Below are 13,933 nucleotides of genomic sequence, written 5' to 3'. Positions count from 1 at the left end.
ACTTGGAGTTCTGTCAATAACTGTACGCACTTAGTAATTATTTTAGATACAAGGTGAATATCTGTTGTTTTATTTCTGCCCTCAGAGTCGCTTCACTCTCAATTTGTGATATTTCATTCTCAATTTGTTCTGCTCTCTGAATTATTTGTTGTTGAACCTTTAAAGGAGGAAGAGGAACATCGATTGCTGAAAGCATTGTTTGGTTAACGCTTTTGATATTTGCTCCCTTAGGATCAGTTGTGATTTTGTTTCTTACTGAGTCTGTTCTTAAGCAGTAGCATAAATACTTGGAATTAATTTTATCTGAATTAGCACGCACTCTAATCGTAAAGCCTGAGTAAGAAGTTACTCTGTTGAGCTGTTTTATATAAATAAACCTACCAACAAGATTTGCGGAACCATTTGACCTTACCACCAAGATATCGCCAGCTTCTAGCTTATAGCTCTCTGATAGAGCACCGTCTATTCTGACCTGAACGAGCTTTTCAAGATCAGGTGAAAAATCTTCTAGAAAATCCTTAACACCAACAATTGTTACAGATTCTCCCATGCTTTTTTCACTGTAGTTAAGTCCATTTTTAAAACTTGCGAGTTTTCCTAACTTTTCAGTTGGGTGACTCAAGTCTAAAAATAACCTGTCAAGGTTCGAATTTAGATCAAATAACTTTTCTCTATCCGCTTTTTCTTTTTTATCTAACGCTTCTATTTCTTGGATGATTTTTTTCTGAACATCTTTGGGGGGAAGGGGGATTTTGAGATTATTTAAATTTGTTGAATTTAGACCGCCTTGAGCTTGGCCTGTAATATTGGATTTTAATAAAGATTGACCAATTGAAGAGTAAAGAAAATGAAACAAATAGAGTTGCTCGATCTTTTCATTGGCTCTCAATAAAAATACGTGCTCGTTTATCATCGCTTTATCAAAAGGCATAGGTTTTGGCATTAATGCCACTTTTCCTGTTAAAGCACCATCTTTACAAATTAATATTTCACTGCCTTTTAAAATTCCTCTTGTACATTTCTCATAGAAAGATTTTGGAACATACTTTAATGAATCAGTGATTACTTCGCCATTTGTACCGACATGCTCTCCGCCTAAACTTGGTATACCAGTCTTGAAACTACCAACTCCACCCTTAGGACGCGAGCCACTTTCTAAATCAATTAAAAGTTTTGATAGACGTTCGGTGTCATATTTAGTCTGAAACCTTACTTTTTTTTTAACACCTAATGAAATTTCTTTTGTAAAAGTAACGCTTTTAAAATCAATAAGTTCGCTTAAGTCAAATTTGGTTAGGTTGTTCTGAAGAGATTCAGAAATTTCTCTATTTTCACCTAAAAAGGAGCTATAAACGTAACTGTTGGCTTTTTCTTCATCTAGATGGTTGTCGTCATTGTAGAGCTTGGTTGTAAGCTTGCCGTCTTGGTCGCGGTACATTTTAATGCCTTCATGTCCACGTCTGTTACTAAACTCATACCCAATAAAATCTTTTTCGGCTTGTTTTTCACCTACTTTTATCAACACCAACTGCTCAGGCTTTGCCAAAAAGAAATAGAGCATTCTTTCTTGCTCTTTCGCAAAGACTTTGCAATAAAACAGTTTATCCAGTTCAATCTGTTTCTGCTCAGAGGTTTTGTCGTTAAAGATTTTTTTCTTTTTTAGGTTTTTAACTTCGGTTAAACCGTTAAACCACGCTTGGTAATCCGTAAAAAGTTCAGTTTTGCTAAAAGCTTCAGTCGGCTTTTTGTTTACTAAGCTAATGTAGTCTCCCAGGGTAATATCTTCAAAAACTTCATCTACGTATTTAGAAAAGGCTTTTTCAATGCCGTTGACATTTGCTTCCTTTGGTCTTTCAAAAAAGTTTTTTATACTTGATTCAATCTTTTTCCAATCGTTGTTGTTTTTCCTTTCTAAAAACAGGGAAACAGTATTTGTTCCTGTAGCCATGAAGGTATTTGAACCAAACTCTGCGATGGCCTTGATTGTGAAGTACTTTAAAATAATTTCTCGGGCATCTGTATAGATACCTGAATTACTGAGAATGGAACTCGGTAAAATGATTCCTGCCCAACCACCCGGTTTTAATAGTTGTTTTGCACGCTCGATGAACAAACATTCAATTTCTGAGCTGTCGTCAGTCAGTCTGTTAAAAAGGTCAAAAGACTCTTCACCATTTTTAAGAGTATTTTTAAAAGCTGAAACAGAATAAGGCGGATTGGCAACTAATACATCAAAAATGCCATTGTCTTTGGCGTCGTCTTTACTTACCTCTTTAAGTTTACCTTTATAGTCAGTGCTTTTTTGAAAGTGATCTAATCCATCGGCATGAATCACATTAGCTAATCCATCACCATTAAGAAAGCAACTCACTTTGGCGGTTTTTACCAATCGATAATCTGCTTCTATGCCATACACATAATCATAAGCCCAATCAAACGGATTTATTTTCCAACTGCTTAAACTCCGCTTTACAGAGGGTCTTTGCTTGGACTCATCGATGCCATTAATAATGTTTTGCACTTCATCCATTGACTCAGTAAGGAAGTGACCACTTCCAGCTGCATAATCAATAATGTAGGGGAGAAAGTGTTTTTCATCATTTTCAATATTTTGTTTTATGAGTTCACGAAGAGGCAGTGACGAAATAATGAATTTAGCAATGGGAACAGGCGTAAAAAACTGTCCTGCTTCTTGCTTGATACCTGTACTTAAAAGTAACTCGAAGAAATCGCCTAAAAATTGTTGTTTGTGTCCATAACGGATTTGATAAGGTTGAAGTAACTCGACTACTTCACGCACTACAACTGCATTCTCTTCAAAAGACTTTGAGTCAAACACTTCTTTGAAGGCAAATTCGTTGTTCTTATGTAAACGAACACGAGTAAACATTTCACGAATTTGATCTCTAACGGTAGAATCAAGTGCATACAGCTTTTCTTCTACTTGCTCGTCATTGTAGTCGGTTACTTCTTTGGTTAAATATTCTTTCATTCCTTGTTTGTAAAGGTCTGAAAGGCGTTTTTGCAAGTCTTCGTTGGTATCACTTTCTAACCATTGGAATTTTAGCTCTTCGTCTGGCTTACGGTCTTCGTCAACAATTTTGCAGAGAAATAAGTTGAAAATTTTATTGAATGCATTGGGCTTATCAGACACGACATTGTGACGAAGAATTTCAGCAAATTGATTGTAAATGCGTCCGCTATCTTCTGCCGTGAGTTCTTTTAATCTACTCCGCCTAAGTGACTTGATTTCAACGTCGTATGCGTTCGCCCATTCTTCAAAGATTCCATTGTCTTTAAAGTTCTTGTTCCAATGGTCAAAGATTTCCTTTTGATTGTCCAGCTCTTTCCAGGCTTCATCAACTTTTACAATATCGTTAGTAAACTCAACTTCGTTCTCAATTATCCTTGAAGCATATAAGCATAGGTACTGGGCTGCTTTGTCTTGTTGAAAGTAAGAGAATAATTGACCTCCATCGCGCTGCATTTTTTTCTTTTCTTTATCATATTCCTCACCCCAAGTTTTACATTCAATCATAAGATAGGCTTTGCCATCATTGTCAAACACTAAAACATCAAGCTTTCCTTTTTCTTTTCTGCCCATTGGCCATTTGTGTTCTAAGGATAAGTTCTGAGTTGGATAGCCTTTTACGAGAAGTTTGTCTACACAATCCAATACTACAAAGTTCTCAGTGCTTTCAAAATTAGATGTCGTCAAATCACCCAATTTTATTTTGTTGCCATAATCAATTTTTTCTTCGTCGAAATCTACTTTCAGTACGTAGTTATCGTTGCTGGGATAATTTTTATAGTAGATATCCTTATCCCCATCAAACCGAGTAAATCCAAGGGCATTTAAAAGTGTTTTTATTTCCGACGTTTTGATTTTCATTATTTTTTTATGTTAGTAAATATAATAGTTAGTCTGTCATGTAAATCGACATTTACGCATTGATGTAAAACTCAACCTGATAGAGTAATCTAATGATGTTGACTAGTCCATTGAGTGCATAAGTGCATAACCATCTATGATTAGCAAAAATGTTTGGGGCTTAATAAGAATTATTTATGGGGCACTATGGGGGCAACACTGAATTGTTGAACTAAGAAAATCTTTTATAACAAAGGTCTATAGTCACTATTAGAGCGATCGCCGCCAGATCAACATATAGATACTATATGTTCGAATTAAACGATGTAGTGATATATAAGAAATTAATTTGGTGGTAACTTTGGTGGTAATATTTTTTATATTATAAAAAATAACCAATAAAAACAACGCTATATGCATTCTGTTCGATAGTGACCCCACCTCCATTTTGAAACACCATAAAAATAATACCTAAGCGCTTATGGCGCTTTTTTTATGTCTGCTGTTTTGTGATTTTCCAAATTCAAAAATATTAGCCCTAAGCCATATAGGGTTTAGCAAGTAAGCAATGCCGATTCTTGCTAATGAAGAACAGGAATACAGGACTAAAATCACAAGCTCTACAATTATTTAATTTGGAGTTTGTATGCGATTTTACTTATTGCTTCCTTTAGCCGTTAGTTTCCTTCCGATGGTTGCCATAGCAGATGACTGTGAAGTTTCAATCAGTGCTGGAGATAGTATGTCCTTTAATACCCGAACTATGGATATTCCGATGAGTTGTGAACAGTTCACGGTAAACTTTGAACACACAGGACGTTTACCGAAAGGCGGAATGGGTCATAACTGGGTAATGACTCAAAGTTCAGATGTTCAAGAAGTAGTTAAAGCAGGAACAGCTGCGGGTCTTGCAAATAATTATCTTCCTGCAGATGACAGCCGGGTTGTCGCTGCGACTCCAATGCTTGGCGGAGGTGAAAAGGCTTCAGTCACATTTGAGACCAGCTCATTGAATGCTAACAGCTCTTATACTTTCTTTTGCTCATTCCCAGGACATTCAGCGATGATGCGTGGCAGTGTTAATTTGGTGGAATAAAATTTCATAGAAAGGTTGGCGATAAGTCGTCAACCTTTTTTCTTATAGATAGAAGCTATTTTTTGGTCACAATCGGGATATTTTTAAACGAGTGTTTGTGGCTTAAATCTATTTTCATTGAAAGCACTCCGGATGAGCATTTATCAAGACATGCGCCACACCGTGTGCAATCACCGGATACAACTGTATTACCCTTAAGTGACACAACTGGAACCAATACATGTGGCTCTGGGCATACTTTCATACATGCCGAGCATGAAGAACCTGCACAAGATTCAGCTCTGTTAACGGTTACACGTAAACGTCCAAAATGTCCGAGAAATCCGTAAAAAGCCCCAACTGGACAAAGATGTCCACACCAGCCTCTACGGCTTACTAGTAGATCGAAAAAAAACAAAGCCAATAAAAACATCGAGCCTGCCATTGATGCCCACATCAATTCGCGCTGCAGTAAGGTGATTGGATTAATTATTTCCCAAGCGAGGGTAGCTGCAGAAAAAGAAAGCAGTAAAGCTAAGAATAAAATGGCTTTTCTCAACTCTTTCGAAATGGATAAGTTACTTTTTAGGTTTAAGCGTTGACGTAACCAATAGGCAGCGTCTGTCAGCATGTTTATGGGACATACCCAACTACAGTATATCCGTCCACCAAAAATGGCGTAAAACACTGCTAGGATTAATGCTCCAAACAAAGCTGGGGCGGCGAGTGATGAGCCCGCTAAAAATGATTGCAACAAGATAAAGGGATCGGTCAGAGGAATTTTGTCAAACCATTCACTGGAGGATAAGTTGCCAGTAGCAATATTTCCAATAAACGGAAGTTGGTATAAAAAAGCCAACAGAATAAAAAGCTGCACGGTACGCCGTGTAAGCAACCATCGCTTACTATAAATGCCAGCACATATAAATCTGATGGTTTTAATCATACTTTATCGCGACCAGCAGTATTTCTGCCTGGACGTCCTAAACCAAGTTTGCGTGGTAAAACACGTATTGCTGTTTCTGACAGCACACAGTGTTTTTCACAGGTACCACATCCTGTGCACTTATCCGAGTGAACCGTCGGAATTAGTAATATACCCTTGGTATTTTGCATAGGTTCAAGTGTTATTGCTTCATCACGAATCGGGCATACTCGCCAGCAGATACTACAAGACATCCCTTTATAGTTAAGGCATGTTTCATGCCCAACAAGCACTGCTACCCCCATATCGGCTTTACGAATATCTGTTAATAAAGGATCAAGCGCACCAGTCGGGCAAGCTCGGGCACATGGAATATCCGGACACATTCTGCAGGGATCTTCTCTAGCCACAAAAAAAGGTGTACCAACGGGAGCAACATCTGTCCAACTTGCTAATTTAAGAATATCGTAAGGGCAATCTTCTACGCATAAACCACAGCGAATACAGGTTGAGTCAAACGCTGGTTCGGGTAAGGCGCCAGGTGGACGTATAATTTCAGCAGATATAGCTGGTCGGGAACGTAACATCGCATGTCCTGCCAACGTGCCGACAACAGCAACGCCAAAACGTCGGAATATCTGTTTAAATGCTGTTCTTCTCTCGGGTTCAGCGTTGTCGGGATTAAGTTCGGTTTTATTTCTCATCTCCCACCTCTATTGCTTAAGCACGCCTTTTAATCTATCGATTCAGAAATAAGCAACTTGGCGTGAATGACCGGGTGGATCCAGCAGCGCAGAGTAAACTCACCAGATTCTGGCACTTTCCACCTTACTGAAACTCCAGGTGTTTGCACATAAAGCTTTTCATCTATGTTGATGATAGTTTCATCAGGTGTTTCGATGTAAACGCTATGAGAAATATCTGATTGATTAATGATTTCTATGATGTCGCCTGGAGATGCTTTGTAAACATCGAATTCAAAATCGTGATGCAGTAAATAGACTTTATGAATTTTGGTATCGGCTTCTTTTTGGATCTCAGCATGAAGCTGCATCGAGTAAACACATGTTATAAAGCTTGCTGAAATAAGTATGCTCAAGACTAATCTATTGACCATATGGGAAAATATTTTGTTGATACGTTCTATTGAGAAAATTTTCATTTTGTTTTCATGTGGTTAATTAAAGTTGTCGTGATTGTCATTCAGGAATATCAGGAAATTTAATGCCGAGTACCGGGCCCGTAAGTGAATTGATGAAAGCGATAAGATCATCGCGCTCGGTTTCAGTCAGCTTAAAAGGCTTCATTTCTGGAGATAGGCTTTCTCGTTGGATTCCGCCTTTTTCGTAATGCTTTATTACTTCTTCCAGTGTGTTCATTGATGCATCATGCATAAACGGACCATTTTCAGGTAAATCACGAAGTGAAGGTGTTTTGAATGCATGTTGCATAATGATTATTTGAGGCGGGACCAATGCACCTTTACCGAGGTCATTACTATTAAGACCAATGTCATGAAAACTGTCATCGGTGAATCGCCACGATGCGTGACAGGCTACACATTTTGCTTTTTCGTTAAATAGTGCAAAACCTCGTTTAACACTTTCACTAACTGCATATTCGTCACCCTCTACCCATCTATCAAACGCGGATGGCGCAGAAACTAGGGTCCGCTGGAAGCTGGCCAACGCTTCACTAATACGTTGCTGATTGATGACTTCATCACCAAAAGCGGCTTTAAATAATGGGTAATATCCTTCGACATCCTCCAGGCGAGTGGTCAGCTCTGACATGTCGTAATTCATTTCATGTTGAGTTGTTATTGGTAAAACGGCTTGCGACTCCAGTGTGTCAGCACGTCCATCCCACATTAATGAGGTAAGCCATGCGCTGTTTAAAACAGAGGGGGTTCGTCGCGGATTCAAAAGACTTTCAGAACCAAGTGGAATCTTGCGCCCATCACTCCAACGTTTATCTGGGGCATGACATGTGGCACATGACATTTCCTGGTTTCGGGAAAGGCGAGGATCAAAAAACAGGGTTTTTCCGAGCGCCGCCTTTTCCACCGTAAGTGGGTTGGTATATGGCGCCGGAATTCCCTCTGGACGCTTGAAGGCTTCCAGTTCAGAGGCAAAAGAGTCAGCAGCCTGAATTGCCAGGACAACTGATAAAAATACAAACAGGCTGCTGATTCTCATGCTAGGTGATACCTATCTAACTCAGCTCGCCTTACCAACTACTGGCGAGATTGTGCAGTGATAGGTCATAGCGTCATTATCAGCACCAAAACACCATACGATGTCGTTGGAGAACTCAGGACGATAAACTGGCAGTTCACCTTCCGTATTAAGGCAATTACAACGTCCACAAGTCTGTTTACCACAGCAATCGCGATAAGCAATCAGATAAGTCTGCTGATCACCTGGGTTATAACAGCTAGCAACCCAAGAGCTGGGTGATAGTTCGGTGCCTGGAGGACATGATGTTAATGTACCACCACAGCAATCACAGAGATTGCCGTCGATAGAACAGTGACGCCAATAATCACAAGCTTGAGTATCCTGATCCTGAGGTTGGAATCCGCCACGGTCCATCGTGCCTGTCGTCGTCGCATTAGCTTCTTTCATACGGCCACGACGATCTACCGGTAGCAAAGGAAGGAGACCTGCACCGACAATAAATCCACCGAGTTTTCCAATAAAGCCACGACGGCCAGTTTTACTGGCAGTGCTTCTGGCCATCTTTTCGATAGTAGAGTCAAAACCTTTATTTTTTTTCATTTCTATTCTCTCCGTTAGTACTTATAACTAATGATTCACCGATTAATGTACGTGCGTTTCTTTGCCTAACCCTGCTGCTGGAACCGCAGTGCCTTCTTTCATAAAGCTTTGCAATGACGAATGACCCAAGCGAATAACTTCGAAAAGGCTTTCAACATGTTCACGGGTATTACACAAACCTTTAGACTGAATTACACCATCTTGGTCGAGTAGAACGCCGTAAGGAACTTTAGAAACCTGGTAACGCATACCAATTTCTGCTGACACGACATACCGCTCGCCTTGAAGTGGATGATTTTGCAGAAATTCGCGGTGCTCAGCCTGTGTACCGTCACTGATTAAAATGACATCAGTTCCTTCAGCAGCAGCAACAGAGCGGATTATTGGCAATAATTTTGCACATACTGGACAAGAAGGGCCGGTGAACATTAATAAGCTTGGACGCCCAGCGGTGATAGCACGACCCACTAACAATGGTTTCTCATCAATGGTTGTTACGTTAAAGACAGGAGATTTTTCACCAATATCAGGACCATGATCGATCATCATGCGCCTAATGGAGCTGAACGTTCATGTAGCAGCCCGATCTGACGAATGACACCAAGCATAAGTGCGGCTAGTGCCAAAAAAGCTCCCCAAAGAAGAACATTTGATGCAATAAGAAATTCAAAATTCATGTCAGTTTTTCCTTTAATAAGGTCTAAAGTTTGTTAGAACGAGTGGCAGGTAGCCCAACGATTACGTCGGCTGCCAGGTAAAGTAAGGTCAGCATGACTGCCGCTGCGAGCCCCATAACCCATGATGCAATTGAAACACTAGTAAACTGCACAGGGACTAAAGCTGCATAAAGACTGACTCCCGCCAGACTCAGAGCCCTTAGTACATGGAACATCCCTATTCGACTAACGCTGGTAGGACGGCGAACACAACCACAATCAATATGAGTTCTACCGCGGCCTACATTGATGGCGATTGCAACTGCAAACATAATAAAAAGACCCGTTGCTACCCATGCTGCCAACTCTCGAACTGGTGTCATTTGTAGTGCTATCGCACATGCCAGTTCAATCAGAGGCAGTAATCTTGCAAACGGCGTTACCATGAAAGATGGCAACAAACGATAATTGGTTACAACACCCTGAAATTCGTCAGGGTGTCGTAACTTAGGAATAGCTGCTGCAGCTAGTACAAGTCCCAGAAAAAGGGAGGCCAGTACTGCTACAGAAGCATCATTAATTACCCAGTTCATAATTTCCTCACTTTATTCTGGTAAGTAAATCATTACAGGTGCTCTTCCGAGCTCATCGATCTGACCGAGTTGTTTACCGGTGATTGCATCGAAGGTATAGAGAGATTGGTCTCCAGGTGAAGATGCAAATAGGTAAGGCTCAGCATCCTGGCTTACGCCGATACCATTGATTTCATGGCCCATATCGATGCGACGCAACTGTTTTCCGGTGGTAGCATCGATTACAAATACAAATCGGCTTGTTAGCTTGTGTGTCCATTTTTCACGTTGATCGGCTAACAAATAGATTTCGTTCCGATCATTGTGGAAGCTGACAGGTTGCCAACCACCCGGAGCCCATTTATCAGCTTTCTGTTCCTCAGTGAACGCATCAAACGGTTCAATAAATTCTGCACCTGAAGCTGATAGCTTGGCTTGGAAAATACGGCCTCCAGTACTTGGCCAGATAAGACGACCAGTTTTTATAGAGTAGGATGGGTTATTAAACAGATAGTCTTCTTCACCATGGAAAACTTTGGTGTTTTTCTGCTGCGTATTGCCTTCATTGTCGTAACTTACTTCAAGTAATGAACCATCACGACAATGCATGAAAAACTTTTGATCTGGTACCGGGAAAAGGTGATAACAGTCTGGCATTGGCATCATCTTTACAAAGGACTCTTTCTCAAGATCGACGAGACCAACTGCCGGTGAAGGTGAAAATTGCTGAAACAATATATGCTTATCATCTGCACTCAGACTCGCCATGCGTTGCATTACTTGTGTTAAGAAGCGACCTTCTGGGATATCAATATCTGCGATTGGCTTGTGCGTTCTGGAATCAATGATTTCGATATAGTCATCCCGTGTACCCCGAGCAACACGTGAATACATGGTGCTGGCTATGGCCATGAAGTTACCGTTATCACCCAACATCATATGGGGTAGCTTTCCTGCATCAGTCATGCCCAGCAGTTTGTTGTTATTACCATCAATAGTGTAATAAGTTGATGTCATGTGAAATGCACCTGCATCAAGCACATAAACACGTTTAGCATCACTAGGTGGTGCATCAAGAATTACTGGTGTATCCATCAGGTCCAAAGTTGCCTCAGAACCAAGTTGCTGTGGTACGCCGCCCGCAATTACAGCTTGAGTTCCACCGACAAACATCGCAGTCATAGCCATAGAGGCTGCTAAGCGTTTGATTTGTTTTGGATATCCAGTTTTACCGTCATTAAATTTTATGGTCATATCTCTCCTCCAACCATTGTTATTAAAATTTTCCACACTTCTCTAACAAGATTCATTCGGCTCTTAAAGAAGCAGAAGCATCAATGCTGCTGATCCAATCGAAAGCAGAAGGAATCCATCTATTTCAACAGCACGTTCCTGCCAGCGTGCCAACCATGCTTGAACTGATTGATTACTGATCGGTAGGAAGTTAACGGCAACTGGTAAACAGCGTCCGATGTTGAATATGGCAATAACGGCAATTGCCGTTATAACGTTGCCGCTAAGTAAGGCAACGCCGGTAACGATGTATAGAATCGGTGTTTGTACGTAGGTCAGATAGTTCATACCCAGTGCATAGCCGTATAAAAGACCGATAGTTGATGAACGAAAACGGAATCTCGCATCATGTGGGACTTGTGCACGACGTTGTGGGTAAGGCATTTTCATGAAACCGAGCTGATGAGCACCGTACCCCAGAGCAAGCAATGCCATGCCACCAGCCATGTACGAAAATGGCAATTTACTGAATAAAGCCCAGCCGATTAATCCCAGCATGCCACCTAACATTAAGGCGCCAAGAGCATATCCCAACGCATGGGTCATAAAAGTAGGGCTCCAGCGCATTACTGAAGCTAAAGAGTATTTACCAGCAGGTCTTAGCAGGCTAAGGCTTGAGTAACCACATGGTGACCAGGTGGACAGAAAGCCACCAACAAGTGCGAGTACGATAAACATCCACTGCAAAGCGCCGGTGGCTAAACCTTGAGTGCTTAACATGGCGCCGCCCGCCACACCTGATGTAACGGCAAATAACATTGTCGATAAACGTGTTTTGCTTGAGCTCGGTTTAGAAAAATCTATTGCATCAGGGACTGATGCAACCGTTGCATTAATATGGGATGGCTGATGAAATGCTTCAGCACCAAGATCCAATTTCATTTCTCCTCCTATGGCCATAACTGACCTATCGTTGTTGTAAAATTGCAACGACTTAACTATAGCGAGTTAAAATTTTCTGCCGTAGCAATAATCGGCATGAGAGCGAGAATTTTTTCCCGATTTGATGGGGTGTTGCCGATTCTTGCTATTCAGGAGCACAAACAGCAGTTTTGTGGCTTTGAAATTGGGCGATGACGAGTAAACGGTTTTGAAGGTTTATTAAAAACAATAGGATAGTGATGGGTTTCATTTTTGGCAGAGTGGAAAATCCATATTCATTACAGAATTTCTTTTATTGATTAGTTGGGGTTCGGGAAAAAATGCCTGAAAAAGGTATCCCGGAGGTAGGTGACTGTTTCCACCCTCTCGTAATAAATTGAGAGAGTGGATTCAGAGTTTAGTCAGACGTTCAAAAGGATTTTTAATGCCACTAGCAACAACTACAATTACATTGATTTGGAAATGCTGAAGATAAAACGACTATCTGCATATTTGCTTCCATACAAATCTTTAGCATTGCTGTTTGTATTGGAGTAACTCAAGTTCAATTCAAAACCAGCAAAGTCTTTGGATAAGCCAACCAGGTAATTTGTTGCGCTGTCAGGATTCCCACTACCAAAGACATCACGGTCATAGTCGTAATAACCTAACCCCAACCCCAAATTGATGCCCTCAGGCAATGGGTAGTTTACCCCCAGGTTATAGTAAGTTCCCTTTTCCCCGCTGCCATATACGTCGCCAGAGTGTGAGATGCCAAGTGAAAAATAATGGTAGCTCAGTGACCCATAAACTTCGTTCCAATTTCCACCATCAGTCCCTGGATAAATATAACGAAGCACACCCACGTCATATGCAATGCCATTATTATGGAACTCACCTGCGTAACCGGCGTATATATCCATTTCAAGATGAGCATCATCATCGTTAATCATAAAATCGACATTTGATGCCCAGGTGCCTGCATAAAAACCACTGATGTGTGAATAATCAACACTACCAGAAATCGCAGGCTTATTATCCGATTGAGAGTAACCCCGCCAGACGTAATCACTTGATAGTGCTATAGAAGCGCTTGTTGAATGTTGACCATTCTCACTTTCCCAGGCTAAAGCATTTTGAGATAAGAGGAGTATTGTAGTACTGAACAAAATAATTGATTTCTTCATTGAAAGATCCCTAAGTTGTATGTCATTCAAATAATGTGATCTGCCTTTTTCAGGTCAATTTCTCTGACTTTCTTTATAAAAAACTGGCTGCAGTAAATAGTCATGATTAATTAAAAAAGGTGCTTCGAATATACGTATCAAAATAAAAATCAATTAGTAAATTCTGGCAACAAGTAACTTGTTACAGAGTTCAATTGATATGGAAATGCATTAACTACTGAATAGATGAAACTAGGAGTATGATTCAACGAATAGTCGCTATGACAAGCAAAAAATGTCTTTTAAGTCATGGGTTAACAAGAGGCTATGCAACTTTAACAAACTCCTAATGTGAGATTACTCATACCATTTTGAGGGTGTTGCCGATTATTGCTATCTATCCCCCTACTATTTGCCTAGAGTTGTGTCAACAGTCTGAAACTCCATAAATCAAACAGGCACAAAAATAAGGAGGGAAGACGTTTTTTTCGATAAGGCATATTTTAAATGCCGGACCATGATGTCCACGAAAAACCAAGCGAGGAGAGAGCACAATGAATTTTAGAGAAGCGCTTTTAAATAGCAGTCCTGTGGGCAAAGGGAAAATGCATTTGGTTGAGCGAACTTCACGAGATGTACTGGAACAAGCAGAAGCATTGCCTTTTTGGTCGCAGGATTATACCCAATTAGACAGAGGTTCCTTTACAGGATCAATTACGAGCGTCACTGGTCGA

General features: G+C 40.6%; 13 protein-coding genes and 1 pseudogene. 2 read left to right on the top strand and 12 right to left on the bottom strand.

Annotation, left to right across the window (positions count from 1 at the left end):
• Positions 1–37: 37 nt before the first annotated feature.
• Positions 38–3,892, bottom strand: a complete 3,855-nt coding sequence (locus E8Q33_RS09875; RefSeq protein ID WP_136554479.1) for a restriction endonuclease subunit S — start codon at positions 3,890–3,892, stop codon at positions 38–40.
• Positions 3,893–4,517: 625 nt separating this feature from the next.
• On the opposite strand from E8Q33_RS09875, the gene azu reads away from it, so the two are divergent.
• Positions 4,518–4,967, top strand: a complete 450-nt coding sequence (gene azu, locus E8Q33_RS09870) for an azurin (RefSeq protein WP_069295921.1) — start codon at positions 4,518–4,520, stop codon at positions 4,965–4,967.
• A 55-nt stretch (positions 4,968–5,022) separates the two neighbouring features.
• Here the strand turns inward: azu and napH are convergent, their stop codons facing one another.
• From napH to E8Q33_RS09820, 11 genes are all read right to left on the bottom strand, one after another.
• A complete protein-coding gene (gene napH / locus E8Q33_RS09865; RefSeq protein ID WP_136554477.1) occupies positions 5,023–5,892 on the bottom strand; it encodes a quinol dehydrogenase ferredoxin subunit NapH in 870 nt (289 codons plus the stop codon).
• On the bottom strand, positions 5,889–6,575 hold the full coding sequence (napG, locus tag E8Q33_RS09860) for a ferredoxin-type protein NapG (RefSeq protein ID WP_136554475.1): 687 nt from the start codon (positions 6,573–6,575) through the stop codon (positions 5,889–5,891). The genes napH and napG overlap by 4 nt, the downstream gene beginning before the upstream one ends.
• A 29-nt stretch (positions 6,576–6,604) precedes the next feature.
• Positions 6,605–7,033: a hypothetical protein gene (locus E8Q33_RS09855; protein WP_168800188.1), complete on the bottom strand. Its 429-nt coding sequence runs from the start codon at positions 7,031–7,033 to the stop codon at positions 6,605–6,607.
• 37 nt (positions 7,034–7,070) lie between these two features.
• Positions 7,071–8,069, bottom strand: coding sequence for a tryptophan tryptophylquinone biosynthesis enzyme MauG (mauG, locus tag E8Q33_RS09850; RefSeq protein WP_084002986.1), 999 nt, complete (start codon positions 8,067–8,069; stop codon positions 7,071–7,073).
• Between the two features lie 21 nt (positions 8,070–8,090).
• Positions 8,091–8,651, bottom strand: a complete 561-nt coding sequence (gene mauA, locus E8Q33_RS09845) for a methylamine dehydrogenase (amicyanin) small subunit (protein ID WP_069295925.1) — start codon at positions 8,649–8,651, stop codon at positions 8,091–8,093.
• Between the two features lie 42 nt (positions 8,652–8,693).
• The gene (gene mauD, locus E8Q33_RS09840; protein WP_247870025.1) at positions 8,694–9,200 is read right to left on the bottom strand and encodes a methylamine dehydrogenase accessory protein MauD; all 507 of its coding nucleotides are present in this window, start codon (positions 9,198–9,200) and stop codon (positions 8,694–8,696) included.
• Positions 9,197–9,328 (bottom strand): hypothetical protein, encoded by a 132-nt coding sequence (locus E8Q33_RS16455; protein WP_256369454.1) that lies wholly within the window; start codon positions 9,326–9,328, stop codon positions 9,197–9,199. The genes mauD and E8Q33_RS16455 overlap by 4 nt, the downstream gene beginning before the upstream one ends.
• 23 nt (positions 9,329–9,351) lie before the next feature.
• Positions 9,352–9,900 carry a MauE/DoxX family redox-associated membrane protein gene (locus E8Q33_RS09835; RefSeq protein ID WP_069295927.1) on the bottom strand — a complete coding sequence of 183 codons (549 nt, stop codon included), beginning with the start codon at positions 9,898–9,900 and terminating at the stop codon, positions 9,352–9,354.
• Between the two features lie 12 nt (positions 9,901–9,912).
• On the bottom strand, positions 9,913–11,133 hold the full coding sequence (mauB, locus tag E8Q33_RS09830; RefSeq protein WP_069295928.1) for a methylamine dehydrogenase (amicyanin) large subunit: 1,221 nt from the start codon (positions 11,131–11,133) through the stop codon (positions 9,913–9,915).
• A 63-nt stretch (positions 11,134–11,196) separates the two neighbouring features.
• Positions 11,197–12,054 (bottom strand): methylamine utilization protein MauF, encoded by an 858-nt coding sequence (locus E8Q33_RS09825; RefSeq protein ID WP_069295929.1) that lies wholly within the window; start codon positions 12,052–12,054, stop codon positions 11,197–11,199.
• Between the two features lie 446 nt (positions 12,055–12,500).
• A complete protein-coding gene (locus E8Q33_RS09820; RefSeq protein ID WP_136554473.1) occupies positions 12,501–13,220 on the bottom strand; it encodes a TorF family putative porin in 720 nt (239 codons plus the stop codon).
• 533 nt (positions 13,221–13,753) lie between these two features.
• Between E8Q33_RS09820 and E8Q33_RS09815 the strand changes: the two are divergent.
• Positions 13,754–13,933: pseudogene (locus E8Q33_RS09815) on the top strand (AraC family transcriptional regulator); the annotation flags it as partial.

The sequence above is a fragment of the Methylophaga sp. SB9B genome, assembly GCF_004832235.1.
In the GTDB taxonomy this organism is placed as follows: Bacteria; Pseudomonadota; Gammaproteobacteria; order Nitrosococcales; family Methylophagaceae; genus Methylophaga; species Methylophaga muralis.
This window is presented reverse-complemented; position numbering and strand designations above follow the sequence as displayed.

Coding starts and splice junctions, on each gene's coding strand:
- mauB (WP_069295928.1), bottom strand. CDS start 11,133: ATGACCATAAAATTTAATGACGGTAAAACTGGATATCCAAAACAAATC.
- mauG (WP_084002986.1), bottom strand. CDS start 8,069: ATGAGAATCAGCAGCCTGTTTGTATTTTTATCAGTTGTCCTGGCAATT.
- mauD (WP_247870025.1), bottom strand. CDS start 9,200: ATGATGATCGATCATGGTCCTGATATTGGTGAAAAATCTCCTGTCTTT.
- mauA (WP_069295925.1), bottom strand. CDS start 8,651: ATGAAAAAAAATAAAGGTTTTGACTCTACTATCGAAAAGATGGCCAGA.
- E8Q33_RS09875 (WP_136554479.1), bottom strand. CDS start 3,892: ATGAAAATCAAAACGTCGGAAATAAAAACACTTTTAAATGCCCTTGGA.
- E8Q33_RS16455 (WP_256369454.1), bottom strand. CDS start 9,328: ATGAATTTTGAATTTCTTATTGCATCAAATGTTCTTCTTTGGGGAGCT.
- E8Q33_RS09825 (WP_069295929.1), bottom strand. CDS start 12,054: ATGAAATTGGATCTTGGTGCTGAAGCATTTCATCAGCCATCCCATATT.
- napH (WP_136554477.1), bottom strand. CDS start 5,892: ATGATTAAAACCATCAGATTTATATGTGCTGGCATTTATAGTAAGCGA.
- napG (WP_136554475.1), bottom strand. CDS start 6,575: ATGAGAAATAAAACCGAACTTAATCCCGACAACGCTGAACCCGAGAGA.
- E8Q33_RS09835 (WP_069295927.1), bottom strand. CDS start 9,900: ATGAACTGGGTAATTAATGATGCTTCTGTAGCAGTACTGGCCTCCCTT.
- E8Q33_RS09855 (WP_168800188.1), bottom strand. CDS start 7,033: ATGAAAATTTTCTCAATAGAACGTATCAACAAAATATTTTCCCATATG.
- azu (WP_069295921.1), top strand. CDS start 4,518: ATGCGATTTTACTTATTGCTTCCTTTAGCCGTTAGTTTCCTTCCGATG.
- E8Q33_RS09820 (WP_136554473.1), bottom strand. CDS start 13,220: ATGAAGAAATCAATTATTTTGTTCAGTACTACAATACTCCTCTTATCT.